At 63.8% G+C, this 26,860-nt stretch carries 29 protein-coding genes and 2 rRNA genes; 16 read left to right on the top strand and 15 right to left on the bottom strand.

All coding sequences use genetic code 11. The features are described 5' to 3' along the window. A 16S ribosomal RNA gene (locus AC56LV_RS15660) occupies positions 1-86 on the bottom strand; the annotation flags it as partial. A gap of 299 nt (positions 87-385) precedes the next feature. Continuing rightward, positions 386-1,312, bottom strand: coding sequence for a LysR family transcriptional regulator (locus tag AC56LV_RS15655; RefSeq protein ID WP_499558895.1), 927 nt, complete (start codon positions 1,310-1,312; stop codon positions 386-388). 99 nt (positions 1,313-1,411) lie between these two features. Between AC56LV_RS15655 and AC56LV_RS15650 the strand changes: the two genes are divergently transcribed. After that, a complete protein-coding gene (locus tag AC56LV_RS15650; RefSeq protein ID WP_499558893.1) occupies positions 1,412-2,287 on the top strand; it encodes an aldo/keto reductase family oxidoreductase in 876 nt (291 codons plus the stop codon). Here the strand turns inward: AC56LV_RS15650 and AC56LV_RS15645 are convergent. The 5 genes from AC56LV_RS15645 to AC56LV_RS15625 form a co-directional block, all read right to left on the bottom strand. Beyond that, positions 2,271-4,682 (bottom strand): penicillin acylase family protein, encoded by a 2,412-nt coding sequence (locus tag AC56LV_RS15645; protein WP_499558891.1) that lies wholly within the window; start codon positions 4,680-4,682, stop codon positions 2,271-2,273. The genes AC56LV_RS15650 and AC56LV_RS15645 overlap by 17 nt on opposite strands. Before the next feature lie 203 nt (positions 4,683-4,885). Further along, positions 4,886-4,998 (bottom strand): 5S ribosomal RNA (gene rrf, locus AC56LV_RS15640). Between the two features lie 107 nt (positions 4,999-5,105). Then, positions 5,106-5,918, bottom strand: coding sequence for a M48 family metallopeptidase (locus AC56LV_RS15635; RefSeq protein WP_499558889.1), 813 nt, complete (start codon positions 5,916-5,918; stop codon positions 5,106-5,108). Next, positions 5,915-6,379 carry a YbjQ family protein gene (locus tag AC56LV_RS15630; protein WP_499558887.1) on the bottom strand — a complete coding sequence of 155 codons (465 nt, stop codon included), beginning with the start codon at positions 6,377-6,379 and terminating at the stop codon, positions 5,915-5,917. The genes AC56LV_RS15635 and AC56LV_RS15630 overlap by 4 nt, the downstream gene beginning before the upstream one ends. Then, positions 6,379-6,693, bottom strand: a complete 315-nt coding sequence (locus AC56LV_RS15625) for a YbjQ family protein (protein WP_183555251.1) — start codon at positions 6,691-6,693, stop codon at positions 6,379-6,381. The genes AC56LV_RS15630 and AC56LV_RS15625 overlap by 1 nt, the downstream gene beginning before the upstream one ends. Positions 6,694-6,833: 140 nt before the next feature. Between AC56LV_RS15625 and AC56LV_RS15620 the strand changes: the two genes are divergently transcribed. From AC56LV_RS15620 to AC56LV_RS15570, 11 genes are all read left to right on the top strand, one after another. Further along, positions 6,834-8,336, top strand: a complete 1,503-nt coding sequence (locus AC56LV_RS15620) for a B12-binding domain-containing radical SAM protein (protein WP_499558885.1) — start codon at positions 6,834-6,836, stop codon at positions 8,334-8,336. 52 nt (positions 8,337-8,388) lie between these two features. Beyond that, positions 8,389-9,522: an MlaE family ABC transporter permease gene (locus AC56LV_RS15615; protein WP_499558883.1), complete on the top strand. Its 1,134-nt coding sequence runs from the start codon at positions 8,389-8,391 to the stop codon at positions 9,520-9,522. Beyond that, the gene (locus tag AC56LV_RS15610; protein ID WP_499504053.1) at positions 9,522-10,379 is read left to right on the top strand and encodes an ABC transporter ATP-binding protein; all 858 of its coding nucleotides are present in this window, start codon (positions 9,522-9,524) and stop codon (positions 10,377-10,379) included. The genes AC56LV_RS15615 and AC56LV_RS15610 overlap by 1 nt, the downstream gene beginning before the upstream one ends. 1 nt (position 10,380) lies before the next feature. Beyond that, on the top strand, positions 10,381-11,328 hold the full coding sequence (locus tag AC56LV_RS15605; RefSeq protein ID WP_499504054.1) for an MlaD family protein: 948 nt from the start codon (positions 10,381-10,383) through the stop codon (positions 11,326-11,328). Positions 11,329-11,336: 8 nt separating this feature from the next. Continuing rightward, positions 11,337-11,954 (top strand): ABC-type transport auxiliary lipoprotein family protein, encoded by a 618-nt coding sequence (locus AC56LV_RS15600; protein WP_499558881.1) that lies wholly within the window; start codon positions 11,337-11,339, stop codon positions 11,952-11,954. Continuing rightward, on the top strand, positions 11,951-13,093 hold the full coding sequence (locus AC56LV_RS15595; protein ID WP_499558879.1) for a VanZ family protein: 1,143 nt from the start codon (positions 11,951-11,953) through the stop codon (positions 13,091-13,093). The genes AC56LV_RS15600 and AC56LV_RS15595 overlap by 4 nt, the downstream gene beginning before the upstream one ends. 33 nt (positions 13,094-13,126) lie before the next feature. Beyond that, positions 13,127-13,450, top strand: coding sequence for a (2Fe-2S) ferredoxin domain-containing protein (locus tag AC56LV_RS15590; protein ID WP_183555244.1), 324 nt, complete (start codon positions 13,127-13,129; stop codon positions 13,448-13,450). A 2-nt stretch (positions 13,451-13,452) separates the two neighbouring features. Beyond that, on the top strand, positions 13,453-14,082 hold the full coding sequence (locus AC56LV_RS15585) for an alpha/beta hydrolase (protein ID WP_183555243.1): 630 nt from the start codon (positions 13,453-13,455) through the stop codon (positions 14,080-14,082). A 103-nt stretch (positions 14,083-14,185) separates the two neighbouring features. Next, on the top strand, positions 14,186-15,331 hold the full coding sequence (locus AC56LV_RS15580) for a D-alanyl-D-alanine carboxypeptidase family protein (RefSeq protein ID WP_499504058.1): 1,146 nt from the start codon (positions 14,186-14,188) through the stop codon (positions 15,329-15,331). A 129-nt stretch (positions 15,332-15,460) separates the two neighbouring features. After that, entirely contained in the window at positions 15,461-16,387 is a 927-nt protein-coding gene (locus AC56LV_RS15575; protein ID WP_499558877.1) for an aldo/keto reductase, read from the top strand. Next, complete coding sequence (locus tag AC56LV_RS15570) at positions 16,387-16,698, top strand: metal-sensitive transcriptional regulator (protein ID WP_499558875.1); 312 nt, start codon at positions 16,387-16,389, stop codon at positions 16,696-16,698. The genes AC56LV_RS15575 and AC56LV_RS15570 overlap by 1 nt, the downstream gene beginning before the upstream one ends. A 32-nt stretch (positions 16,699-16,730) precedes the next feature. On the opposite strand, the gene pssA is transcribed toward AC56LV_RS15570, so the two are convergent. Then, a complete protein-coding gene (pssA, locus tag AC56LV_RS15565) occupies positions 16,731-17,513 on the bottom strand; it encodes a CDP-diacylglycerol--serine O-phosphatidyltransferase (protein WP_499558874.1) in 783 nt (260 codons plus the stop codon). Positions 17,514-17,653: 140 nt separating this feature from the next. Here pssA and AC56LV_RS15560 point away from each other — a divergent pair, with 140 nt between their 5' ends. Both AC56LV_RS15560 and AC56LV_RS15555 read left to right on the top strand, forming a co-directional pair. Next, positions 17,654-18,622: a CAP domain-containing protein gene (locus tag AC56LV_RS15560; protein WP_499558872.1), complete on the top strand. Its 969-nt coding sequence runs from the start codon at positions 17,654-17,656 to the stop codon at positions 18,620-18,622. Next, positions 18,619-19,254 carry an Hpt domain-containing protein gene (locus tag AC56LV_RS15555; RefSeq protein WP_499558870.1) on the top strand — a complete coding sequence of 212 codons (636 nt, stop codon included), beginning with the start codon at positions 18,619-18,621 and terminating at the stop codon, positions 19,252-19,254. Before AC56LV_RS15560 ends, AC56LV_RS15555 begins: the two co-directional genes overlap by 4 nt. Here AC56LV_RS15555 and AC56LV_RS15550 read toward each other — a convergent pair. Together AC56LV_RS15550 and AC56LV_RS15545 are read right to left on the bottom strand one after the other, a co-directional pair. Then, a complete protein-coding gene (locus tag AC56LV_RS15550) occupies positions 19,244-19,459 on the bottom strand; it encodes a hypothetical protein (RefSeq protein ID WP_183555324.1) in 216 nt (71 codons plus the stop codon). The genes AC56LV_RS15555 and AC56LV_RS15550 overlap by 11 nt on opposite strands. Positions 19,460-19,671: 212 nt before the next feature. After that, positions 19,672-20,253, bottom strand: a complete 582-nt coding sequence (locus AC56LV_RS15545) for a DUF1439 domain-containing protein (protein ID WP_499558868.1) — start codon at positions 20,251-20,253, stop codon at positions 19,672-19,674. A 207-nt stretch (positions 20,254-20,460) separates the two neighbouring features. Between AC56LV_RS15545 and AC56LV_RS15540 the strand changes: the two genes are divergently transcribed. Beyond that, the gene (locus AC56LV_RS15540) at positions 20,461-20,853 is read left to right on the top strand and encodes a Rap1a/Tai family immunity protein (RefSeq protein WP_499558866.1); all 393 of its coding nucleotides are present in this window, start codon (positions 20,461-20,463) and stop codon (positions 20,851-20,853) included. Positions 20,854-21,047: 194 nt separating this feature from the next. Here the strand turns inward: AC56LV_RS15540 and mnmE are convergent, their stop codons facing one another. The 5 genes from mnmE to rpmH all read right to left on the bottom strand — a co-directional run bounded on the left by mnmE (position 21,048) and on the right by rpmH (position 25,045). Beyond that, positions 21,048-22,427, bottom strand: coding sequence for a tRNA uridine-5-carboxymethylaminomethyl(34) synthesis GTPase MnmE (gene mnmE, locus AC56LV_RS15535; protein WP_499558864.1), 1,380 nt, complete (start codon positions 22,425-22,427; stop codon positions 21,048-21,050). Positions 22,428-22,530: 103 nt separating this feature from the next. Then, complete coding sequence (gene yidC, locus AC56LV_RS15530) at positions 22,531-24,210, bottom strand: membrane protein insertase YidC (RefSeq protein ID WP_499558862.1); 1,680 nt, start codon at positions 24,208-24,210, stop codon at positions 22,531-22,533. Between the two features lie 8 nt (positions 24,211-24,218). Beyond that, positions 24,219-24,491, bottom strand: a complete 273-nt coding sequence (gene yidD / locus AC56LV_RS15525) for a membrane protein insertion efficiency factor YidD (RefSeq protein WP_499558860.1) — start codon at positions 24,489-24,491, stop codon at positions 24,219-24,221. Further along, positions 24,488-24,883 (bottom strand): ribonuclease P protein component, encoded by a 396-nt coding sequence (gene rnpA / locus AC56LV_RS15520; RefSeq protein ID WP_258838052.1) that lies wholly within the window; start codon positions 24,881-24,883, stop codon positions 24,488-24,490. Before rnpA ends, yidD begins: the two co-directional genes overlap by 4 nt. 27 nt (positions 24,884-24,910) lie before the next feature. Continuing rightward, positions 24,911-25,045, bottom strand: coding sequence for a 50S ribosomal protein L34 (gene rpmH, locus AC56LV_RS15515; RefSeq protein ID WP_040378179.1), 135 nt, complete (start codon positions 25,043-25,045; stop codon positions 24,911-24,913). 358 nt (positions 25,046-25,403) lie between these two features. Between rpmH and dnaA the strand changes: the two genes are divergently transcribed. Next, the gene (gene dnaA, locus AC56LV_RS15510) at positions 25,404-26,831 is read left to right on the top strand and encodes a chromosomal replication initiator protein DnaA (protein ID WP_183555234.1); all 1,428 of its coding nucleotides are present in this window, start codon (positions 25,404-25,406) and stop codon (positions 26,829-26,831) included. The last annotated feature ends 29 nt before the right edge of the window (positions 26,832-26,860 follow it).

Below are 26,860 nucleotides of genomic sequence, written 5' to 3'. Positions count from 1 at the left end.
CAGGTTGCCCCGCGCTGCCGTTCGACTTGCATGTGTAAAGCATGCCGCCAGCGTTCAATCTGAGCCAGGATCAAACTCTTCAGTTCAATCTCTGTTTGTTGGCATTTCTGCCACCCTACCTTACGGCAGGGGTCGCTCACTCAAAATACTGACCGTTATCTCATTGCTGAGACAACGTATTTCTTTTTTGTGAACATTTGATAATTTAAGTAATCAAGAACCGAAGTTCTTGGCACCCTCATCAAACGCCCACACTTATCGACTGTTAATTTTTAAAGAACTTTATTCGGTGCTTCATCTGCCGTTTGCTTCGAATCGTTTTGTTCGCTGCAGCAGAGGAATGAGATTATGCTCGACCAGCTGAGCTTCGTCAACAGCTTATTTTTCAGTTGTGTGACAAATCCTGCGCGTTTTCACCCTCGCTGCGGATGAAGTCGACGAAGGCGCGCAGCGGCGCTGGCACCAGCTTGCGGCCCGAGTAATACAGGAACGGCCCGGAGAACTGTGGCCACCATGGTTGCAACACGGGCTCGAGCAGTCCCTGCGCGACGTACGGCGCCAGCCAGTCCTCGAACAGATACACCACCCCCAGCCCCTGCACGGCTGCATCGATCGACAGGTCCAGCGCACCGCCGATCTGCACCAGCAATTGCCCGTTGGGTTCAATCGTGAACACTTCCTCACCGCGCTCGAATACCCACCGCACCATGGCCCCGCTGGCAAACCGTGCACGCATGCAAGCGCCCGGCGGCAAGTCCTGCGGATGATCCGGTCGGCCGTGCCGGTCAAGGTAAGCGGTCGAGGCCGCCGCCGCCATGCGCTGGATGCGCGGCCCGATCGGCACCGCGATCATGTCCTGCTCGAGGCGTTCTTCATAGCGGATGCCGGCATCGCACCCAGCGGCGAGCACATCGATGAAGCTTTCGTCGGCCACGACCTCCAGGCGGATCTCGGGATATTTCGCCAGAAACCGCGGCACGATGGACGGCAGCACCAGCCGTGCTGCACTCATCGGCACGTTCAGTCGCAATGTCCCGGTTGGTGTGTCGCGAAAGCCATTGACCACATCCAGGGCGGCGTCGATCTCATGCAGCGCCGGATTGAGCCGGGCCAACAGGCTGATGCCCGCTTCGGTCAGCGTCACGCTGCGCGTGGTCCGATTGAGTAAGCGCACGCCGAGCCGCGTTTCAAGACGCCGCACTGCTTCGCTCAGGCCAGATGCGCTGCCGTCCGTCGCGCGCGCCGCCTCACGGAAGCCGCCGGAACGCGCTACTGCGACAAAGGCATACAACTCTCCCAGATCGGTTTTCATTGTTCGTTTTTTCGTACAACTTGTGTGGATTTACCTGGATTGTCACACAGACGTCAGCGCCGTATCGTGGCTCCACCTACCCACACCAAGAAAGACACCATGTCCACCATCGATCAGGCAGGCACCTATACATTCGGCGACCGCACCGTGCGCCGTCTTGGCTACGGCGCCATGCAACTGGCTGGCCCCCACGTGTTTGGTCCACCAAAGGATGCGGACGCGGCCCGCGCCGTGCTGCGCGAAGCGGTCAAGCTTGGCGTGAACCACATCGACACGTCCGATTTCTACGGTCCGCACGTCACCAATCAATTGATCCGCGAAGCGCTGCATCCTTATCGTGACGACCTGGTGATCGTGACCAAGATCGGTGCGCGCCGCGGTCCGGACGCCAGCTGGCTGCCGGCCTTCTCGGCGCCGGAACTCGAGCAAGCCGTGCATGACAATCTGCGCAACCTGAGGCTTGATGTACTCGATGTGGTCAACCTGCGCGCGATGTTCGACATGTCCAAGCCGGCAGAAGGATCGCTCGAGGCGCCGCTGACCAAGCTGGCAGAGCTGCGCCAGCGCGGTTTGATCCGCCATATCGGTCTGAGCAACGTCACGCCGCAGCAGGTGGAAGGCGCCCAGCGCATCGTGCCGATCGCCTGCGTGCAGAATATGTACAACCTCGCCCACCGCCAGGACGACGCCCTCATCGATGCGCTGGCTGCAAAGGGGATCCCTTATGTGCCGTTTTTCCCGCTGGGCGGCTTCACGCCATTGCAGTCGGATGCCCTGTCCGGCGTCGCGCAACAGCTCGGCGCGACGCCGATGCAGGTGGCGATCGCCTGGCTGCTGCGCCGTGCGCCGAACCTGCTCCTGATCCCCGGCACATCATCCGTAGCGCACTTGCGCGAGAACCTGGCCGCTGCGCAACTGGTGCTGCCGGACGATGCGATGACGGCGCTGGACGATATTGCTACTCCCGCAGCGTGACGGTCGTGTAGTTGGGGTCGGCCTTGATCTTCTCTTGCGTAAAGGGAAGGCTCGGCCAGCTCTTGCGCGAATACAGCAGTGTCTGGTCGGCATACCACGGCGAGGCGGGATCGACCGACTGGCCATAGGTCAGCATCGCCTGCGCCACCGGCCCCTGCTCGTCGAACGTCACGGTCTGCAGATAGCTCTGGCCCCAGTGCGCGCCGACATAGCCTTGCGCCGTCAAGCTGCTGCGCATCGTCAATGACCCATACGTACCTTCCTGATTCCCATTGCCGCCGTGCAGTGGAATCCGCACGCCGTTGCGTGGCTCGACCTGATAGTCACCCAAGCGGCCATCAAGTGGCACGCCGAGCGACTGCAGCTTGTCCGCCGCGGTCCTGAGCGCCGCCAGCATGGCGGGCATGGCCGCCGGCGCCACGCCGGCCGGCGTATTGACCGGATCCGCCGGGTCGAACGGCCGTGCCCATTTGTTCGGGATCGCCGTTGCCAGCGCCCAGAATTCGCGGAACAGCACCGCGCCCCGGCTGTCGAGATCGGCGCGCCGGTCCCACGCTTGCAGCGTCGTGCAGGCTTGATGCATCAGCGTGCTGCTCGCGCTGCTGCAGGCAATCAACAACTCGGGCAACACCAGCTCAGCCGCATAGACGCGGTTCGAGAACGCCAGCGCCTGCATGTCAGCGAGGGTCAACTTGTTGCGCTGGGCCAGCAGATCCTCGACCTGGCGGAACCCGATCCGCGTGCGCAGGCTTTGCTCGGCATTCACGCGACCATACAGCGGCGAATAGCCCAGCGGCGCCGGACCAGTGAGCAACGCCTTCGGATTGGTCAGCCAGTAACTGTCATTCGAATTGCCGACGTAATCGGTGCGCATCATCCACGGCGCCGTGGCAGGCGCGTAAATGCCGGCTGGCGCGCCCACATCCTGGCCCCAGCCACAGCTGCTTTTCGACCCGTCGAACAGCAGCGCCGCCTGCAGCAACAGGCAACCGTTGACGAACTTGTCCGCATTCATGTGCGGCACGACACTGGCGTCCGCATACAGCGTATTGCCATCGCGGTCGGCCGCTACCGTGTTCACCCATGGCAATCCCACGACCTTGTCGAGTGAATCCTTCAGTGTGCGCACACTGGTGGCGGTGCCGATGCCCAGCCACTGCTCGAGCATCCGGGTATTGCTGCGGTTCGGGTCGGCCAGCACATAGGCAGCCTGAGCGGTCCACGTCAGGCCCGCCGCCGGCCGGCTGATGACGGCGCCCTGGTGGCTGAAATAAAAGGTTTTGGTACGCCGGCCGATCAGGCCATCGGGCAGCAGCGCCTCGACCGTCACCGTTTTCGACGTCATCGTGCGCCGCGCCCCGTCATACAGATAGGTGGTGCCAGTGGCGTCGCCCGGATCCAGCGCCAGCCGGAACGTGGTGAAGTGATTGGCGAACGTGACCGTGTGGCTCCAGGCCACGTCGCGGTTAAAGCCAATGACGACGGCCGGCACGCCGCCGATAATCACGCCCATCGCATCGTAGCGCCCCGGCACGGTCAGGTGGGCCTGATAGAAGCGGTCGGTCGTGGTCCACGGATAGTGCGGGTTGCCAAGCAATAGCCCGCGCCCATTGGCGGACAAGTCCTTGCCCACCGCCAGCGCATTGCTGCCGAAGCCTTGCCGGTTCAGCAGATCGAGCTGCGCGACCAGCGACGACGCATCGATCTTGCGCGGCGCCATTTTGGCCAGCGTCACGGTGGCGCCGGGAACCCGACCGGCAGCAACGAAGTCGCGGGCAAAGGCCTGGCCGGATGCGTGCAGCGCCTTTTCCGCCACCACCAGCATCATGTCGTCGAGCGAAATCGGCCTCACCCATTTCGTGTTGGCACAGGCCGCCGGTAACTTGCTTCCCGCATCCTTCAGGTACCGGTTATAGCCTTCGACATAGCCTTCAAGCAGGTCGCGTGGCGCACGTGCGCCGCTGGCATACCCCGCGCGCAATTTCTCAATGTCGAGGTAGCCCTTGAAGAAGAAGTCGCTGTCCTCGTTGTTCAGGTCCATGAACCCGCTGCCGCCGCCATACTCGTCGCCGGTGCGCTGGCGTGGCCGCGCGTCGGCGCCGAAGAACAGCGAGCGCTCACCTCGCACGGTCAGCACCGCATCGGCGAACATGCAGACATTGTCCTGGGCATAGGCATACGCCAACCCGTAGCCGAGGCTATGAAAGTCGTCTGCCCGCACATGCGGCACGCCATGCGTGGTGCGTGCGACTTCAACATTGATGCGGGCGGCGGTGGCTGGTGGTGGCGGCTGAACGGCCGGATCGTCATCATGATCCCGACCACAGGCGCCCAGCGCCAGCACGAGTGGGATTGCAAGGAGGCGACGGTACGCAGCAGGATGACGACGTTGCATGAGGGACGCTTTCTGCGGCAGGCGCCGCGCGATCAGACCATGACGAAGTAAAACTAATGCAATACTTTAAACCTAAAATAGTGCCTATGTGCTATTTCTCTCGCATGGATGCGGCGCCGACGCGACAAACACGGCGCTACGAAACCGACGCTCCAAAGCAAAAAAGCCCACCAGACACCTGGTGGGCTTTCTCTATATAACTAGCCTGACGATAAACTACTTTCACACTGGTTGCAGCACTATCATCGTCGCAAAATCGTTTCACGGTCCTGTTCGGGATGGGAAGGGGTGGGACCGATTTGCTATGGTCATCAGGCATAACTTGCTGGAAAACTGTTCCTCTACTGGGCAACAGGCTTCCTGAATTCCGGCTCGCATTCTAACAAGCAATTTCCGATACCGCCAGCTTTATCGCACACCCCGTCAAAAACGCGGCAACGGCTGCACCGGGCCAGCCTGCAAGCCGGCCTGGCGCATCGCCACCTGCACGGCATCGATGCGTGCGGCCATCGACGGATGCGACGCCAGGTAATGCAGCACGGCCGGTGTCTTGGCTTCCTCGCGCTGCAAGGTGGCAAACAATTCGGTGGCGCCGCCAGCATGGCCGTAGCGACATTGCAGGATAGCCAGTGCCTTCGCATCTGCGGCGGCTTCGCGGCCCCGTGAATAGCCTGACTCGCCCAGATGCTGCGCCGGCGCCAGCACGCCCGCCGTCCCGCTGCCGTCGCCCGTGAGCACGGTGGCAGCAGCAATCAGCACCACCCGCCGGCCGACTGCGCGCAGGTGATCGCGGTTGGCCATGTGCGACAGCTCATGGGCCAGCACGAACGCCATGCCATTTTCGGATTGCACGCTGTCGAACAGCGCCGAGAACACGATCACCACGCCGCCCGGCGCAACCATCGCATTGGGCGTGTCCGAGCGGTTCACACGCACCGTGACCGGCCCACTGAAGCCAGCGCAGCGGCGCATGCCATCGACCAGGCCCTGGGCCCAGGCTTCGCGCGTGCGCATCGCCGGCTCGCTCGCGGGCGGCGTCCATGCCACCATCTGCGTCAGCTGCGCCTCGGTCTCCGGTCCCATCCGGTCCACTACGACGTCGACCAGCCAGCCCAGCACCAGATAGCCGACGATCACCGCCGCCGACAGCCCGGCCAGGATCAGCACGAAATCCTTGAGCGGATGGCCGGGCGTGACGTTGTCGTTGTGCTCGGGCAGCGACGCCTGGTATTTCATGGTGCGGCGCTCTGTTCCACGTAATAGATGGCGGTGCCGTAGGCCAGTACCTCGACGCCATTGATCTGCCGCTGGTTGCCCGTCAGTGGCATCGTTTCGAGGCGCACGTTGACGATCTCGTGGGCACCCGGGCAACTTTCCTTCAGGCGCAGCACCGCTTCACGCTTGGCGCGATCGAGCAGTGTCTCGTACGACTGCACCGGCCCGCCCACCAGCGAGCGCAGCGCCGACGCCGCCTTCTTGAAGTGATCGACCGCCACCACCACGCTGCCCGTGACCAGCTCGGTGCGCGCTACCGGCCCAGACCCGAGCAATGTCTTGAGCGACGTGGCCGGCAAGTGCAGCCACGTTTTTTCCCTGGCGATGATGGAGCGGTAATGCCTGGCTTCGGCCATCCGCCCGAAGACATAGCCCAATCCAATCGGCACCGTCCAGAAGACAATCAGGAAAATTAAGTCCATCAGCCCACCGTCACCGCAGTGCCGTAGACATAGATCTCGGCGGCGCCGGCGGCCACCGACGAGGTCGAGAAGCGCACATTGACGACGGCGTTTGCCCCCATCTGCGTGGCTTGTGCCTGCATGCGTTCGGTGGCCTGCGCGCGCGATTCTTCCAGCAACTCGGTGTAGCCCTTGAGTTCGCCACCAACCATGTTCTTCAGGCCCGCCATGATGTCGCGGCCCACGTGCTTGGAGCGCACCGAGCTGCCGGAGACAACGCCGTGGCACGCCGTGATGGTCTTGCCCGGAACGGTTTCGATATTGGTCATGAACATGGAAGGCACTTTCTAAGTAAAGGGTCAGCGATTGTAGGCACCAACCTTTATTTGAGGCAATGTCGACTGCATAGTCACGCGAATGACTGCAGCATCACAGTAAAATACCGCCTTCAAACCCCCTTCAGCCTGCCGCCACCATGTCGATCCTGCTCACCACCCTGAATGCCCGCTACACGCACGCCTCGCTCGGACTGCGCTACCTGCTGGCCAATATGGGCCCGCTGCAGGACCAGACCCGCATCCAGGAATTCGTCACCGGCGCCAAGACCGCCGACCTCGTTGAGCGCATCCTGGCACATGCGCCGCGCATCGTCGGCTTCGGCGTATATATCTGGAACGTGGAAGAAACCACGCGCCTCGTGGCAATGCTCAAGCGGGTCGCACCCGCCGTAAAAATCATCCTGGGCGGCCCGGAAGTCTCGCACGAGACCGGCGAACAGGAGATCGTCGGGCTGGCCGACTATGTGGTTACCGGCTGGGGCGACGTCACGTTCCCCAAGCTGTGCGGCGAAATCCTCAATGGCCCGAAGCCCTTGATGAAGATCCACGCCGGCGTGCAGCCGCCGATGGACGCCATCGCCCTGCCCTATGCGCTGTACAACGACGACGACATCGCCAACCGCACCCTGTACGTCGAAGCCTCGCGCGGCTGCCCGTTCAAGTGCGAGTTCTGCCTGTCGTCGCTCGACAAGACCGCCTGGCCATTCCCGCTCGACGCGTTCCTGGCCGAGATGGAAGCGATGTACGCACGCGGCGCGCGCCTCTTCAAATTCGTCGACCGCACGTTCAACCTGAACGTCAAGACAAGCCTGCGCATCATGGATTTCTTCCTCGATAAAATCGCGCAGTATCCGGACGACCCGATCTACGCCCACTTCGAGCTGGTCCCCGACCACCTGCCCGATGCGCTGAAGGACACCATCGCCAAATTCCCGGCCGGCGCGCTGCAGTTCGAGATCGGCATCCAGAGCTTCAATCCCGAAGTGCAGGCGCTCGTGAGCCGCCGCCAGAACAACGAGAAGGCGGCCGAGAATATTCGCTGGCTCACGCAGCATGCCACCGCCCACCTGCACGTCGACCTGATCGCCGGCCTGCCGGGCGAAGACGTGGCCAGCTTCGCGCGCGGCTTCGATCAACTGGTGGGCCTGGGCGCTGAAGAAATCCAGTTCGGCATCCTCAAGCGCCTGCGCGGCACGCCCATCATCCGCCACACCGAAGCCTTCGGCATGGTCTACGACCCGTACCCGCCGTACACCGTGCTGGCGACGGACAAGATCGACTTTGCGACCATGCAGCGCCTGGTGCGCTTTGCGCGCTACTGGGACCTGGTGGCCAACTCAGGGCGCTTCGCCAACACCACGCCGGTGCTGCTGGGCGCGGCGCCGTTCGACAACTTCATGGCGTTTTCGGACTGGATCTATACGCGCACCGATGCGACGCACCGCATCGCGCTGGACCGTCTGGCCAAGCTGGTGGCCGAGTACTTACAAGTGCGCGGCATGGCGGCGCATGAAGCGGCCAGCCTGCTCGCCAGCGACTACGCCGGCAAGGTCGATGCGCCGGCGCGCACGCCGCAACCGGTCCCCGATACGGCGCGCGCGGTGGCCCCTTCGCGCCAGGCGCGCCACCTCGCGGCCTGATCGCGCAACCAACAATGTGGCAGCGGGCGCGATTCTCTTTTACACTGCCGCAATGCAGATTGAAAATGCGCCAACATTAACCATTCAACAGGCCGGCCAGGGGGCAGGCCAATCTGTCATCGCCAGCGGGGTCTGGCAAGTCCACGGCCTGTCGCAGCACGGTATATTGAAGGGCATCACGCGCCAGCTCGCGAGCCTGAAAGACAAATCAGCCTGCACCTGGGACCTGTCCGGCGTCGATAGCCTCGACCACATCGGCGCCCAGATGTTCTGGAATACCTGGAACAAACAGCGCCCGCCACGCCTCACGCTCGACCCGCGCCAGGAAGACCTGTTCAAGCGCATCGAAGCAGCCAGCAAGATCACGCTGCCGCGCCAGCGCGTCAGTCCCTTCGACTGGCTGATCAGGCTCGGCGCCGGCATGCTCGACTTTTTCGCGCACCTGCGCAGCTTCATTGGCCTGATCGGCATCGTGATCCAGGACCTGTGGCGTTTTGCGCGCCGCCCTGCAACCGGCCCGTGGCGCGAAATCTCGGCCAATATCTATCACTCGGGTTTCCAGGCACTGGGCATCACGGCGATCGTGGGCTTTTTGATCGGGATCGTGCTGTCGTTCCTGTCGTCGCAGCAGTTGCGCATGTTCGGTGGCGACGCCTACCTGGTCAACATCCTCGGCATGGCGGTGATCCGTGAACTGGGCCCGCTGCTGGCCGCGATCCTGGTGGCGGGCCGCTCCGGTTCGTCGATCACGGCGCAACTGGGCGTCATGCGCGTGACCGAGGAACTCGATGCGATGCTGGTGATGGGCGTCTCGCACGGCTACCGCCTGATCCTGCCGAAGGTGATTGCGCTGGCGATCTCGATGCCGCTGCTGGTGGTCTGGACCGATGCGATGGCCCTGCTGGGCGGCATGGTGTCGGCAAAAATCGAGATGGGCATGTCGTTCCGCTACTTCGTGCAAAAGCTGCCCGATGCGGTGCCGTTCGTGAACTACACCATCGGCCTGCTCAAGGGCGCGACCTTCGGCGTGCTGATCGCGCTGATCGCGTGCCACTTTGGCCTGCGCATCAAGGCCAATACCGAGAGCCTCGGGCGCGGCACCACGACCTCGGTCGTCACCGCGATCACGGTGGTGATCCTGGCCGACGCAGTCTACGCAATCATCTTCAGCAACACGGGATTCTGATGGCCGATACCCAAGCACAATCCCCCCAGCGCCTGAACCTGCGGCCCGACGAAGAAGTGGGCAAACCCGTCGTCGAGATCCGCAACCTGTGGACCCGCTTCGGCCGCACCGTCGTGCACCAGGACCTCAACCTCGAGATCTACGATGGCGAGATCCTGTCGATCGTCGGCGGCTCGGGCACCGGCAAGACCGTGCTGCTGCGCCAGATGCTGGGCCTGGAGCGCCCGTCACAGGGCAGCGTGCACGTGTTCGGCGAAGACATCAGCGCGGCCAGGCCGGAGCAGCTGCAACGCATGCGCAACCATTGGGGTATGCTGTTCCAGCAGGGCGCGCTGTATTCGGCGCTGAACGTGTTCGACAACATCGCCCTGCCAATGCGCGAGCTGCATGCGCTGCCCGAAGACGTGATCCGCGACGCAGTGCTGCTCAAGATGGACATGGTGGGCCTGGGGCCGGAGCACGCGGCCAAGATGCCGGCCGACCTGTCCGGCGGCATGGTCAAGCGCGCGGCACTGGCGCGTGCGCTGGCGCTCGAACCGCAACTGCTGTTTCTCGACGAGCCGACCGCAGGCCTGGACCCCGACCTGTCGGATGCCTTCGTCACGCTGATCCAGACGCTGCACCGCGAACTGAAACTGACGGTGGTGATGGTCACGCACGACCTGGACACGCTGTTCGCGCTGTCCTCGCGCATCGCGGTGCTGGCCGAAAAACACGTGCTGGCCGTCGGACCGTCGTGCGACGTGCTCAAGGTCGAGCACCCGTTCATCAAACACTTTTTCCTGGGCCCGCGCGGCCAGCGGGCACTGGAAGTGCTCGACGAGCGCCGGGCCCAGAACGAATCGGAGACACACTAGTATGGAAAACAGGTCACATGCGCTGATGACCGGCATCTTCACGATCGCCCTCTTGGTGGCGACGGTGCTGATCGGCCTCTGGTTCAACCGCGACAAGACCGAGCTGGTGCCGTACGAGATCGTCACCACGCAGTCGATTCCCGGCTTGAACCCTCAAGCCACGGTGCGCTACCGGGGCCTGGAAATCGGGCGCGTCGACACGATCATCTTCGATCCGCGCGTCACCGGCCAGATCCTGATTCGCCTGTCGGTCGACGAAGCCTCGCCCATCACCAGCACCACCTATGCTTCGCTCGGCTACCAGGGCGTGACGGGCATCGCGTTCATCCAGCTCAACGACGAGCGCACCGGCTCGCCGCGCCTGAAGACAGGCTCGGACGCGATCGCCCGCATCCCGCTGCGTCCGGGCCTGCTCGATCAGCTCGAGGACCGCGGCCTGGCCATCCTTGTCAAGGCCGAACAGATCACGACCAGCCTCGACGAGCTGCTCAGCCCAGAAAACCGCGCCACGATGCTCGGCGCATTCGAGAGCGTGGACCGCGCCGCCGAGGCCTACGCGGCAATCCCGCAGCGCCTCGATCCGGTGCTGAACCAGCTGCCGTCACTGATCACGAAAGTCGACCGCAGCATGGACTCGATCGACACGCTGGCCACCAGCGCCACATCGATGACGCGCAACTACGACAACCTGGCCACGCGCCTGCAAGCGCCGGACGGCCCGATCGAACGCCTGAACAGCACCATCGGCGCGCTCGGCGCAGCCACCAGCGAGCTGGAACTGGAAACGCTGCCGCACGTGGTGCAGATGACTGACGAAGCGCGCGCCTCGCTGCGCGCCGTGCGCCGCACCGCGAACTCGTTCTCCGACCGCCCGCAAAGCATCCTGTTCGGCACACCGGGCGATGCGCCCGGACCGGGCGAGCCGGGCTTCGCGCCCCCGACCAAATGAGGACCACCGTGAATCTCCGCCCCTACCGTCTCGCCGTTGCCGTCGCCTGTGCCGCGCTGCTGGCCGGCTGCGCCAGCAACAAGGGCGCGCCCAATACCATCTATGACTTCGGCGCGCCATCGGCCCAGGTGTCCACGCCCGTGCAACCGGCGTTGCTGCCCCCGATCGTGGTGATGGACGCCACCGGCGGCGCCGTGCTGGACAACGAGCGCATGGTCTACCGGCTGAACTACGCCGACCCGCTGCAGGCCCGCACCTACGCCGGCAGTCGCTGGAGCGGCACGCCGCTCGACCTGATCACGCGGCGCCTCAAGGTGCGCCTGGCGCAAGCCGGTGTCACGGTGCTGTCGGCCACTGACGCGGCTAATCGCGTGCCGATCCTGCGCATCGAGGTCGACGACTTCGTGCATGCGTTTTCCAGCACCAGCGCAAGCGAAGGGCAGATCCTGCTGCGCGCCTCGGTCCTGGCCGACCATCGCCTGGTGGCCCAGAAAAGTTTCGCGCACAGCGCCCCTGCCCCGAGCCAGGACGCCGCCGGCGGCGTGGCCGCGCTGGCCGCCGGCACCGACCGGATCGCGCTCGATCTCAAGAACTGGCTGTCGACCCTCGACCTGCAGGGCAAATGAGCGACGGGGCCATCTCCGCCGAAGTCGCAGCCGGCCGCTCGCGCGGCTCGCCGATCGTGCGCGCCGCGCTGATGGCGTATCTGCTCCTGATCATCTACGCCAGCTGGTTTCCGTTCACCGGCTGGCGCGATACCGGCGTGCCACCGCTGGCGTTTTTGAATCTGGTCAAGCAGCGCTATTTCACGGGCTTCGACGTGGGCGTCAATATCGCCGGCTACATCCCGTTTGGGCTGCTGCTGGTGCTGTCGTTCTATCCCCGCGTGCGCGGCATCTGGGCGGTGCTGCTGGCCGCCCTGATCGGCATCTTCACTACCGGCGTCATGGAAACGGTGCAGAACTTCCTGCCCAGCCGCGTGCCGTCGAACCTCGACTTCGTCACCAATGCGGGCGGCGCGCTGCTCGGCGCCGTGCTGGGCGCCTTGTGGGCCCCTGGCCTGCTCGATCGCAGCCGCCTGTTCAAGCTGCGCCAGCGCTGGTTCGCCCCCCATGCGAGCCAGGGGCTGGTGCTGGTGGCCATGTGGCCGCTGGCGCAGATCTACCCGCAAAGCTACCTGTTCGGCCATGGCCAGGTGCTGCCGATCGTCTCCGGCTGGCTGTCGTCGTGGTTCGATACCGACATCGACCTGGTGGCGATGCTGCGCCCCGGCGTGACGATGAGCGTCGAGCAGTACTGGCTGTCCGAGACCATCATCACCGCCTGTGGCATGACCGGCGCGGCGCTCACGCTGATGTGCCTCGTGCGGCGCGGCGCCCCGCGCTTCTGGCTGATGATCGCTCTCTTGGGGTCGGCGCTGGTGCTCAAGGCATTTGCCAGCTCGCTGCTGTTCCGGCCCGATAACGCGTTCGTCTGGGTCACGCCGGGCGCCGAAGGGGGCTTTTTGATTGGCATGATCATGCTCTCGGGCCTGGTCTTTGCGCCGCAGGTGGCGCAGCGGCGTCTGGCGGTGGTGACGCTGATACTGGCGCTGGTGGTCGTCAACACGATTCCGGTGAATCCGTATTTCTCGTCCACGCTGCAAGGCTGGGTGCAGGGCAAATTCCTGAACTTCAATGGCGCGGCGTGGTTCCTGTCGCTCAGCTGGCCGTTCTTCGCGCTCTGGTTCCTGCTGCTGCCGTCACATAAACTCAATCGCCAGTAAGATAATACTTCTGCCTTTTTCGACGAGAACGCCATGACCGACCAACCGTTTTACCAGCACCACGTCTTTTTCTGCATGAACGAGCGCGAAGGCAAGGATGCGCGCCAGAGCTGCGGCAAGTGCGGCTCTGAAAAAGCCCAGAAACACGCCAAGAAGCGCATCAAGGAACTGGGCCTGAGCGGCGAAGGCAAGGTCCGCATCAACCAGGCCGGTTGCCTCGACCGCTGCGAAGAAGGCCCCGTGCTCGTGGTGTACCCGGAAGGCGTCTGGTACACCTATGTCGATAACGAAGACATCGACGACATCATCGATACCCACCTGGTCGGCGGCAAGGTCGTCGATCGTCTCAAGATCTGACCATGAACATCCACTCGCAAAAATTCTATCTGGACGGCGACGCCGGCAAGATGCAATGCCTGCTCGACCTGCCCGACGACGCCCCGCGCGGCATCGCGCTGGTCGCGCACCCGCACCCGCTGTACGGCGGCACCATGGAAAACAAGGTGGCGCAGACGCTGGCGCGCACCTTCGTCACGCTGGGCTACGCCGTAGCGCGCTTCAATTTCCGCGGTGTCGGTGAATCCGAAGGCGTGTACGACGACGGCAAGGGCGAAGTGGACGACATGGCCATCATGTACGAGCACATGCGTGCGCGCTACCCCGACCTGCCGGTCACGCTGGCCGGTTTTTCGTTCGGCACCTTCGTGCAGGCGCAGTTCGCGCTGCGCCTGGAAGCCGAAGGCCGCGCGCCCGAGCGCCTGGTGCTGGTGGGTACTGCGGCCGGCAAATGGCCGATGCCACCCGTCCCGCAAGACACAATCCTGATCCACGGCGAGCAGGACGACACGATCACGATGCAGCAGGTATTCGACTGGGCGCGCCCGCTGGATATCCCGGTGATCATCATTCCGGGCGCCGATCACTTCTTCCATCGCCGGCTCGGCCATATTAAAAATCTGGTCGTTCAACTGTGGCGCCGTGACATTTAACGGTCACAGTCCCCTATAATCATTCCCTTCTCTTGAGGCAGTGCCCCCGGGCATTGCCTTGCGCTCTACCACCGCTCCACCTTTTACAATGACGAACGTTTCCATGAAAAAACTGTTAGCGGCCTTTGCCGCCAGCCTGGTAATGATCTCGGCCAGTGCGCAAACCGTGCCGGCTCCATCCATCGCAGCCAAGTCGTGGTTACTGCTCGACACCACGAGCGGCCAGGTCATCGCGTCGCAAGACCAGAACATGCGCATCGAACCGGCATCGCTGGCCAAGATCATGACCGCGTATGTCGCGTTCTCGGCGATCCGCGACAAGCGCCTGTCGATGAACCAGATGGTCAATGTGTCCGAGCGTGCCTGGAAAGTCGACAGCAGCAGCTCGAAGATGTTCATCGACCCGCGCGTGCCGGTCTCGGTCAGCGACCTGCTGCATGGCCTGATGATCCAGTCGGGCAATGACGCCGCCGTGGCGATCGCGGAAGCCGTTGCCGGCGACGAAGCCACCTTCGTCACGCTGATGAATCGCGAAGCGCAGCGCCTTGGCCTGAAGAGCACACGGTTTGCCAACCCGCACGGCCTGCCGGACGCGAACAACTACTCGACCGCCGCCGACCTGGCCAACCTGGCCTCGCACGTGATCCGCGACTTCCCCGAGTTCTACAAGATCGACTCGATCAAGCAGTTCACGTACAACAAGATCACGCAGCAGAACCGCAATCGCCTGCTGTGGCTCGATCCGACCGTCGACGGCATGAAGACCGGCCACACCGATTCGTCGGGCTACAGCATGATCTCGTCGGCGCGCCGGCCGAATGGGAGCACGGGCGAGCGTCGCCTGGTCGCCGTCGTGCTGGGCACCAGCTCGACCGAAGTGCGCACGCAAGAGAGCCAGAAGCTGCTGAACTGGGGCTTCCAGAACTTCGACACCGTCAAGCTGTACTCGAAAGGCCAGGCGATCCAGACTCCGCAGATCTGGAAAGGCTCGCAGCCGACCGTCAAGATCGGCTTCACACGCGACATCCTGGTGACCGTGCCGAAGGGCGTGGCCGGTAAACTCAAGCCGGTGCTGGAGCGCCGCGATCCGCTGGTCGCGCCGCTGGCGCGCAATGGCGCGGTCGGCACGCTCAAGATGACGGTCGACGGCAAGCCGCTGCTGGTGCTGCCGGTCGTCGCCCTGGAAGAAGTCCAGGAAGCGAGCATCTTTGGCCGCGCCTGGGATTCGATGCGTCTCTGGATGCAGTAATCCGGTCATCGGTGTCTGACAAGCCCGCCCGCGCAGCAGCGCCGGCGGGCTTTTTTCATGGGACGGCGATCAGGAGTTGGCGGTGGCAGGGCTATAATCGTGTAATCCTGTCATGACGAAAGAAACACGATGTCGCCTACCCTGCCTGCCGATCTGCGCTGCCCCCGCACCCTTACGCGCGAAGGCGGCCCGACGCTCTCGCGCATCGTCGCCGGCATGTGGCGCATGACCGAATGGGCGATGCCGGTCGCGGCGCGCGTCGAGTTCATCGAGCAATGCATCGCGCTGGGCGTGACCTCGTTCGACCATGCCGACATCTATGGCGACTACGGCGTCGAGATGCTGTTTGGCGAGGCCCTGCGCGCCCAGCCTTCGCTGCGCGCGCGCATCGAACTGGTGAGCAAGTGCGGGATCCGGCTCATGTCGGCCAAACATCCCGGCCACACGATCCAGCACTACGACACCGATGCCGCGCACATCATCGCGTCGGCCGAAGAATCGCTGCGCCGCCTGCATACCGATCACCTCGACCTGCTGCTGATTCATCGCCCTGACCCTTTGATGAACTTCGACGAGATCGCCGAAGCGTTTACGCGACTGCAGGCGGCCGGCAAGGTGCGGCACGTGGGCGTGTCGAATTTCACGCGCCACCAGTTCGAGTCGCTCAATCGCCGCGTGGCCCTGAGCACCAACCAGGTCGAGTTCTCGCCGCTCGTGACCACGCCACTGTTCGACGAAACCTTCGACGGCCTGCAAGACCTGGGCATCGCGCCGATGGTCTGGTCGCCGCTGGGTGGCGGGCGCCTGTTCGACCCGGCCAACGAGCGCGCAGCCGTGCTGCGCCAGACGATCCAGGGCATTGCCGATCGGTTGAACCAGCCGTTTGCCAGCGTGGTGTTCGCGTGGATCATGCGCCTGCCAAGCCGGCCGATTCCACTGACCGGCACCGGCCGCATCGCGGCGATTGCCGACGCGGTGGCCGGCACGACGTTCACGTTGTCGCGCGAGGACTGGTTCCTGATCCTGCGCGCCGCGCGCGGCCACGAGGTCGCCTGATGCTCGAGGCCCACGTCAAGATCGTCGAAGGCAAGGCGCTGACGGCGCCGCAAAAGAAGGACCTGCTGAACCGGCTGGCGCGGATCGAGGGCCAGTTGCGCGGTGTGCAGAAACTGATTGCGCTGGCCGACACGCCGTCGGACTGCGACGCCGTGGCGCAGCAGATGTCGGCGGCGCGCAAGGCGCTCGACCGCTCGTTCGTGCAGCTGCTGACCGCATCGATCGTGACGCAGACGAGTGGCGCGGCCGACCTGCCGGAAGCGCGCGAACGGGCCGCGCACCTGGCGGCAATGCTCGACAAGTTCGCCTGAACGAAAAAACGGCCCTTGTCAGGGCCGCCGGTTCATTCTTCGTCGTAGACTTTCGGCTGCGCCACCCCGCGCCAGCCCATCTTCCAGCCGATATTGAGCAGCAGCGTCAGGCTGATGTACACCAGGAAGAACAGCACGAAGAAGCGCGTCTGCAGCACGGCCAGCAAGGCTGCGCAGACGGCGACGATGACGATCATCAGCTTGCCGCTCGGGTGCTTGGAGCTGGGGAAGCGAATGGTTGAAACCATCAGCGCGCCAACCACCACCATCAGGGCCGCCACCATGAACGCCTGGGCCATCTGGGTAACCGGATCGGGCCAGGCCACGACCACGGCCGACACGCAGGCCGCGCCGGCGGTAATCGGCATGCCGACGAAGTAGCGCGGGTCGGTGCGGCCCTGGCTGATATTGAAGCGCGCCAGACGCAGCGCGCCGCACGTGACGAACACGAAGCAGGCCAGGCCACCCATGCGCACCAGCGTCGGATGCACGTCAGTCAGTTGCGTGAAGCCGTAGCAGTACAGCAGCAGGCCGGGCGCGCAGCCGAAGTTCATCACGTCGGCGATCGAGTCGAGCTGCATCCCGAAGCTGGACTGGGTATTGGTGGCGCGCGCCACGAAGCCATCGAGCGCATCGAACACGCCGGCCAGCACCAGCAGGATGGCGGCCAGGCGGAAGTCGCCCGGGGCGCCCACACCCGCGTTGTCGACCGAGATCACGATACTGGCGAAGCCGCAGGCAATCGACAGCAACGTGACGGAACTCGGCAGGGCGAACTTGGCGCGTGCGAGGCGTTGTTGGTTAATAGGCTTCAATGGACGACTCGACAAGATAAATGATGGCTTATTCTACAGCCTGCAAATCAAGGTGGTTGCGCGTTGACGTCACCACCCGCCATGACATCAAGATTTGCCCTAGAATATCGAATTAAGCCCGTATTGACAGGAGTTGTAAAATGAGCTATACGCGCCGTTGGCAGCTGATGATCCCAGCCCTGGCTGCCGTCCTGGGCCTGGCTGGCTGCGGCAGCAGCGATAGCGACAGCCTGTCCGGCCAGGTCGCCGGCGGCACCACCGTCAATCCCGATTCGTCCGTGGCCCCCGACCCCACCGGGGCCGCAGCGCCCACGCAGACCGGCAATATCGCCGTCGACGGGCGCAACTGGATCAACTACCGGCGCAGCCAGATCGGTGTGCCGCAGGTACCCGAGAACGCGCAGATCAACAACGCCGCGCTCGGGCATGCCGAGTACCTGCGCGTCAATAACCTCATGAGCCACGACCAGGTTGCCGGGCGCCAGGGCTTTACCGGCGCCGACCTGGGCGCGCGCCTGAACGCGGCCGGCTACACGTTGCGCGCCGATCGTGGCTATGCCTACGGCGAAGTCATCTCGGGCAGCCGCAACGGCTCCGGCTTCTACATGGCCGAAGAACTGATCACCGCGATTTACCACCGCTTCGTGATCTTCGAACCGATGTTCCGCGAGATCGGCACCGGCGCGGCCACGGCCAGCAGCGGCTACCGCTACTTCACAGCCGATTTCGCCAGCCGCGACGGCTTCGGCCCCGGCATCGCACGCGGCACGCTCGTCACCTGGCCGTTCAATGGCCAGACCCAGGTCGTGCCGAACTTCTTCAGCAATACCGAACAGCCCGACCCGGTCCCCAACGCCAACGAGGTGGGCTATCCGATCAGCGTGCACACCAACCTCGATGCCAACGTCACGGTCACCAGCTTTACCGTGCGCCCGCGCGGCGGCAGCGACCTGACCGTGCTACGCATCGCGCCCCTGTCCGACAACAAGCCTGCTGCGGCCATCATCCCGCTGCAACCGCTGCGCGGGTCCAGCGTCTACGACGTCAGCTTCGCAGGCACGGTCAATGGTGCGGCCGTCACGCGCACCTGGTCGTTCACTACACAGTGACGGGCGCCCCGAGCGGCGATGCCGCAGCTTCCATCGACCTGGCAACGGCCCTGGACCGGGTCATGGGCGACCGTGCGATGTTCCTGCGCCTGCTGGCGCGCTTTGCCGGCGACTACCGCGACCTGATCCCGCGCCTGCAAGCCGCCATCGCTGCCGGCGATGCCGTGCTGGCGCAGCGCATCGCCCACACGCTCAAGGGCGCGGCCGGCATGATGGAGGCACTCCCGCTGCGCCGCCTGGCGCTCGACGCCGAACTGGCGCTCAAGACGGACGGCGCGGCGTCGGCAGCGCTGATCGATGCGCTGGACTGTGAGCTGGCGCGGGTGCTGGTGGAAGTCGATGCGCTGCTGGTAGCGCCGGATGCGGCGCCTTTGCCGGTGGTGTCGTCGTCAATGGCATCGCCAGCGCTGCCGGTCGATGCGCGCGACCTGGCGCGGCTGCGCGCGATGCTCGACATCGGCGATGGCCGCGCGCCCGAGCTGGTGGCGCTGCTGCGGCCACGCCTCCTGGTCACACTGGGCGCCGACCGCATGGCGGCGCTGGAGAAATCCATCGAGCGTTTCGATTTCGAGCATGCGTTGCTGCTGCTGGCGCATGCAGGCAACGCATCGCCGCCGGACCTCAACGCGTAAACTCTGCCTCTTCGTCGAAGGCATCGGCGCAGGGCTTGCCGCAGAACCGCCGCACGCTGTCGAGCGGCTTTTCGCAATACCAGCACGAGCCCTTGGCGGGCAGGTTGGCGCGGGTGGGCGCGGCGCTCACGGCGGCGGCAACCGAGACGGGCGGCGCCTGAAGCGGCCTGCCACCGTTCGGAAAACTTTCATAAGTCGTTTCCAAGATCCACCCCCTGATACGACAACCTGAAGTCAGAGAAAGATTACTTCAGTGGAACTCCATGCCCATGAGAAAGCGCAAGCGGGAGCCCAACTGGCGAACCCATCACTGCGGTTCTTTGCGTATCAGTGTGCTCCGAATGCAATGCGGGTGCAATCCCTGACCTGCCGTGCCGATGCAATTTGACGCAACTGCAACATGCGGAGCGGATTACGTTACTTCGCCGGTTCGAGCGTGACCAACAGGCCCGTGCGGGTGGTCTGGATGCGCGTCGGGACGAACTGCACGCCGGCGTAGCGCAAGTCTTTCTGGTCAAACGCGTATACCGGCATGTCGCGCGCGACGGTGTCGATCAGCGTGTTGGCCACACGCGCCAGCCGGCGCTCGGCGTCGGGATTGCCAAGCTGCAGGCGATCAACGCGCGGCTCGGCCATCATGACGGCGGCGCGCCCCGGATCGATGTACAGGCGGCCCGAGAACGCGACGTTGCCAGCCCATGCGCGCGCAAACGGCGGCGCAACCGACGCATCGACGGCGAGCGCGACCCGGTCCTGGTCCGGCACCAGCGACAGTTGCGGGCGCGTGAGCTGGACGTCGAAGATGTCGAGCAGGCGCTCGTTGATCGGGAAGCGTTTGTCGAGGCTGGATTGCAGCTTGTGCAGCGGCAGCTCGACCTGGCGCGGGCCGAGGACGCTGGCGCAGGATGAGAGCAGGCAGGCGCCAGCCAGCATGGCGGCGAGCCGAAACAGCGTGCGGCGCGCAGGATGGGGGGCAAGGGTCGTGATTCGCGTGTTCATACCAGCAAGCCTAGCATGCCCGGCGGTGTTGGCGCGCGACGCGTCGCGACAACAGCGGTGAGCGATGCGCAAATGCGAGCCATTGCGCTTTGGACAGCTACCGCTATTCGCACAGGCATTTCATACAAGTTGATGCGCTGGCGACGGGCAAGACCCTCTCAAGTTTTGGACGACACAATACCCACTCACAATTCATCGGAGGTGGATATGGCGAATCGTATGAGGTGCGCAGTTCTGTGCGCTGTCCTGACGCTGATATGCGGCGCGGCGGCGCAGCCGCTTGGCGCATTCACATGGCACCTGTCGGGCGATAGGTTCGTGGCAAAGGTGACGGGACAGCCAGGCGTGGATAAATGGAGCCAGCAGCCCGATGCGGCGTTCCAGCAGCGGTATGCAGAGGGCTATCAGGCCGGGGTTGTCGATGCAACGCAGGGGCGGCTGTGGTGCGCGCCGCCGGGCATGAAGCCGCTGGAAATCGATGATCGTATATGGGACGAGCTGCGCGGGCGCGCTGGCTCGATGCCGGGCAATGCAGCCGCCGAGCTGATAGCGCTGTATGTGGCTCGCTTCCCTTGCGCTGATGAAAAACTACCCGAGTAACCGCGTCGTCAGCCGCGACACGTTGTTCCAGCAGATCGGGTGGGATGACCTGATCAAAATCCCTGCTACGGCAATACCTGCGCGATCCGCGTCAGTTTGGCGCTGATCCGGCCGCGCGTCACAATCCACGGTGGTCGCCTTCCTATCAAGAGGATCGAGCCGGGACAGGCATCGAATCCCCCATTGGCAACTATCTATTTCCCGATACAGAATCGCCCGAAAATCACCCCCAGTAAATCGTCCGGCGTGAACTGCCCGGTAATGCTGGAAAGCTGATCCTGCGCCAGCCGCAGCTCCTCGGCAAACAGGTCGAGCGACTGGTCATCCTGCATTGCATGCTGGCGCGCCAGTTCCAGATGGTCGCTCGCCGCCCGCAGCGCAATCAGATGCCGCTCGCGCGCCAGAAACAGCGATTCACCCGTCTGCTGCCAGCCGGCGATGCGCAGCAGTTCGGCGCGCAGCAGGTCGATGCCGAGCTTTTCGTGCGCCGACAGATACAGGTGCACGGCGTCCGTGCTTTCATCCTTTGATGGCTTGTGGCCCGACAGGTCGATCTTGTTCCAGATGCGCACCACCGGCACGTTGGCCGGGAAGGCAGCGACGATGGCTTCATCGGCCGCGCTCGGGCCCAGGTTCGCGTCCAGCAGATGCAGGATCACGTCAGCCTTGCCCACTTCACCCCAGGTGCGCTCGATGCCGATGCGCTCGACCACGTCGATCTCGTCACTGATCGCGCGGATGCCGGCGGTGTCGATGATGTTCAGCGGGATGCCCTCGATCTGGATCGTCTCGCTGACCTTGTCGCGCGTGGTACCGGCAATCGGCGTGACGATCGCGACGTCGGCCCCGGCCAGTGCGTTCAGCAGCGACGACTTGCCCACGTTCGGCTGCCCGACCAACACGACATTCAACCCTTCGCGCAGCAGCGCGCCTTGCGCCGCCTGGCGGAACACGTGTTCCAGCGCCGTGATGATCCCGGCGAGCTGGCCGCGCGCGTTCGATTTTTCGAGGAAGTCGATTTCTTCTTCCGGAAAATCGAGCGTGGCTTCGACCAGCATGCGCAAGTTGGTCGTCTGGTCCACCAGCGTGTGCACCACTTGCGAAAACGCGCCCGACAGCGACTGCGACGCCGACTTGGCGGCTGCTTCGGTCGATGCGTCGATCAGGTCGGCCACCGCCTCGGCCTGGGCCAGGTCGAGCTTGTCGTTGAGGAACGCGCGGCGCGTGAATTCGCCCGGTTCGGCCAGGCGCAGGTCCATGCTGCTGCCCGCTTCGAGCACGCGTCCCAGCAGCATCTGCAGCACGATCGGGCCGCCGTGCCCCTGGAGCTCCAGCACGTCTTCGCCGGTGTACGAATGCGGCCCCGGGAAGTACAGGGCCAGGCCTTCGTCGATGATGTCGCCGTTGGCGGCCTTGAACGGGATGTAGGTTGCGTGGCGCGGCACGAGCGTCATGCCGGGGAACAGCGCGGTAATCAGGTTGCCAAGCGACTTGCCGGAGGCGCGCACGACGCCGATGCCGCCGCGGCCCGGGGCAGTGGCGATGGCGGCGATGGGTGAGGTATCGAGTTTCATGGGGCGATTGTAAGGGATGCGCGCGGCCGGGCCTATCGGCGGGCCGCGAAAAACAAAAAAGCCCGCGCACAAGGCGCGGGCTTTTCTCGACGACGCCGGCAGCTTACTTCGCGGCGGCCGTCTCGAACTTGCGCGTGATGACCCACTGCTGCGCGATCGACAGGATGTTGTTGACCACCCAGTACAGCACGAGGCCGGACGGGAAGAAGAAGAACACCACCGAGAACGCGATCGGCATGAACAGCATCATCTTGGCCTGCACCGGGTCGGTCGGCTGCGGATTGAGCTTGGTCGTGATGAACATCGAGACCGCGTAGATGATCGGCAGGATGTAGTACGGGTCAGGCTGCGTCAGATCCTGGATCCAGCCGATCCATGGCGCGCCGCGCATCTCGACCGACGCCTGCAGCACCCAGTACAGGGCGAAGAACACCGGCATCTGCACCAGGATCGGCAGGCAGCCGCCCAGCGGATTGATCTTCTCGGTCTTGTACAGCTCCATCGTGGCTTGCTGCATCTTGACCGGATCGCTCTTGAAGCGTTCGCGGATCGCCTGCATTTTTGGCGTAACCACACGCATCTTGGCCATGCTACGATAACCTGCCGCCGACAGCGGGAAGAACGCCAGCTTGATCAGGATGGTCAGGGCGACGATGGTCCAGCCCCAGTTGCCCAGCATCGCGTACAGCTGCGTCATGACCCAGAAGATCGGCTTGGCGATCACGGTCAGCATGCCGTAGTCCTTCACCAGCTCCAGGCCCGGGGTGATGGTTTCCAGTGTCTGCTCGTCCTGCGGCCCCGAATACAGGCGCGAATCGACCGACACGGTGGCGCCGGGCGCCACGGTGCCCATCGACTGCACGGTACCGATCGCATACAGGTTGGTGGCGATCTTCTTGGTGAAGATGTCGCGCGGGGTGCGGTCAGCCGGGATGAAGGCCGAGACGAAGAAGTGCTGCGAAATCGCGACCCAGCCGTTGTCGGCCTTCAGCGAGTGATCCGCACTGCCCTTTTCGATCTGCTCGAAGGTCAGCTTCTGGTACTTGTCGGCGCTCGTGTACATGGTCGGACCGGTGTAGCTTGGCATGAACCACGAATCGGTGGCCGGCTTGGTGCCGTCATGCTGCAGCTGCAGGTACAGCGATGGCTGGACCGGCGCGGTGCCGATATTGGTCACGTCGTGACGCACGCCGATCAGGTAGTCGCCCTTGCGGAACGTCAGCGTCTTGGTCAGGCGCACGCCGCCCTGCTCCGCATCCATCACGACCTGGACCTGGCCGTTGGCGCCCAGCGTACGCACGCCAGGACGCACGGTGAACGGCGTGGTGTGGTTCGGCAGCACGCCAGCGGCGGTGGTGCCGATCAGGCCAGTCTGGCCCAGATACACATTCGGACCGTTCACGCTGAACAGGACCTGGTTCTTGGTCTTGTCGAAGTGATCGCGGTACTTGAGCATCTCGAGGCGCTTGATCACGCCGCCGACCGGGTCGATGTCGACCTTGACGACGTCGGTGGTGACGGTGACGAGCGGGCTCGCCACGGCCGCCACTGGCGCGCCGCCAGGAACAGCAGGCGCACCTGGCGTGGCCGGCACACCGGGCACGGCATTGCTGCCTGCTTGCGGTGCAGCCGGCACATCGGATGGCTTTTGCTGGGCAACCTGCGCCGGACGCGCCGGCGAGAACATCGACTGTTTGCCGTTAGCCACCATCCAATTGTTCCAGAGAACAATCAGGGAAATGGCGAACACGATCCACAGGACAGTACGTTTATTGAATTCCATTGGAGTCTTCAGGAGTGGTTGCAACCGCAAGCGGCTGAATGGGATTCCTTGGTGCCTGCAGACGGCACCGGGTCGAGGCCGCCCGCATGCCACGGATGGCAGCGGCCCACGCGGCGCGCGGCCAGCCATGAGCCGCGTGCAGCGCCGTGGACGCGCAACGCTTCGATCGCATAATTGGAACAACTGGGATAGAAACGGCAGCGCGGCCCGAGCATCGGCGAGATCAGCAGTTGATAACCGCGCAAGATCCCGACAAACAGCGAGACGAGCAGCGCTTTCATGCCGCGTCCACCGGCGCCGGGCGCCGCAGCTGCGACGCGAACAGGCGCGTCAGTTCCACCTTCAACGCGGCCTTCAGGGCCCGGTTCGTGGCCGGGCCATCCTTGCCGTTGACCGGCCGCGACAAGCGGACGATGCAATCGACAGGCGGCAGGCCGGTGGTGCGGAACAGTTCGCGCGTGATGCGCTTGATCGTGTTGCGCGTGACCGCGCGCGGCGCAAAGCGCTTGGCCGCAACGACGCCCAGCCGCGCATGCGGCAGTGCGTTCGGTCGCGTATAGAGCACGAAATGCGCCGTTTTTTGCGCTGGCCGCAAACGAAAAACGGATGAAAATTCATCCGTTTTAACGATGCGCCGAACGCGCGCGAAGTCGTGCGAACCTTCGCCTGTCATCACTGACCGCAACGTGCGGTGTGTGACTTAGACAGCCAGACGCTTGCGGCCTTTGGCGCGGCGAGCGTTCAGGACTTGACGGCCACCACGGGTAGCCATACGTGCGCGGAAGCCGTGCGTGCGCTTGCGACGGACGACGGAAGGTTGGTAAGTACGTTTCATGGTGGTCTCGCTTAAAGCAAAATAAGATGCAAAATCGGGTCTGACTTGAGTCAGATTCGGCGCCGATGACAATTTCGCAGATTAAGCTCGCGTCATGCCACAGGTCTCTCTTCGCCCGACTACCAGCCGCTGAAATTATCAGCCTGACACGGTGCACGGACGGGGAACCCTGAATTAGACTCTAATTCGCGCATCAGTGTCAAGGTGGATGTTGTTTCGCAAGCCGCCATCACCGCCCTTCCCGGCCCGGCTACCGGGCACCCCGACAGGCCGTTTCAGTGGAAAATATGTGTAGCGCCTGTGGATAACTTTGTCCGGTGCGGGTAAAATAGCGTGTTACGTATCAACAAGCGAAGTAATGGAAAATTTTTGGCAGACCTGTTCCGCGCAGCTAGAGCTCGAGCTCACGCCACAGCAATATAGCGCGTGGATCAAACCGCTGGTCGCCCTCGACTACGAAGACGGCAAGCTGCGCGTGGCCGCACCGAATCGCTTCAAGCTCGACTGGGTCAAGACACAGTTTGCCACCCGCATCACGGAGTTGGCAGCCCAGTACTGGGAAGCGCCGGTCGAGGTGCAGTTTGTGCTCGACCCCAAAACGCACCCGTCGCGCAACACGGTCAGCGCCGGTGCGTCCGGCTCCACCGCGACCGTCGACTTCAACGCCCCGCGCCCGGCGCCCGGCGCTGAACACCCGAGTCCGAACAGCGGCAACGGCCCGAGCCACAACCAGAACCTGAACATCGCCAACTCGCCCAAACGCGAGCAAAGCCGCATCAACACCGAGCTGACCTTCGACAGCTTCGTGACCGGTAAAGCCAACCAGCTGGCGCGCGCCGCTGCAATCCAGGTGGCGAACAACCCGGGCGTGTCGTACAACCCGCTGTTCTTCTACGGCGGCGTCGGCCTGGGTAAGACTCACCTGATCCATGCGATCGGCAACCAGGTCATGGCCGACCAGCCGAACGCGCGCATCCGCTACATCCACGCCGAGCAGTACGTGCGCGACGTCGTCACCGCCTATCAACGCAAGGGCTTCGACGACTTCAAGCACTACTATCATTCGCTCGACATGCTCTTGATCGATGATATTCAGTTCTTTGGTGGCAAAAGCCGCACGCAGGAAGAATTCTTCTATGCGTTCGAGGCGCTGATCGCCGCGAAGAAACAGATCATCATCACGTCGGATACCTATCCGAAAGAGATCACGGGCATGGACGACCGCCTGATCTCGCGCTTCGATTCCGGCCTGACGGTGGCGATCGAGCCGCCAGAGCTGGAAATGCGCGTCGCGATCCTGCTGAAAAAAGCGCAATCCGAAGACGTGACGCTGTCGGACGACGTCGCCTTCTTCGTGGCAAAACACCTGCGCTCGAACGTGCGCGAGCTCGAAGGCGCGCTGCGCAAGATCCTGGCGTACTCGCGCTTCCACGGCAAGGACATCACGATCGACGTCGTCAAAGAAGCGCTGAAAGATCTGCTGTCGGTGCAGAACCGCCAGATCTCGGTGGAAAACATCCAGAAGACGGTGGCGGACTTCTTCAACATCAAGGTCGCAGACATGTACTCGAAGCGCCGGCCGGCCAATATCGCCCGCCCGCGCCAGATCGCCATGTACCTGGCCAAGGAACTGACGCAAAAGAGCTTGCCGGAAATTGGCGAACTGTTCGGCGGACGCGACCACACGACCGTGTTGCACGCGGTGCGCAAGATCGCGGGCGACCGCCAGAAGAATCCCGAATGCAATCACGAGTTGCACGTGCTGGAACAGACCCTGAAAGGGTAATGCGGCAGCCGCCGGGCAGACGCCTTGTG

The organism is Telluria sp. RB2R28, assembly GCF_059685835.1.
The sequence above is the reverse complement of the archived record's forward strand: the minus strand, read 5'-3'. Positions and strand labels throughout refer to the sequence as shown.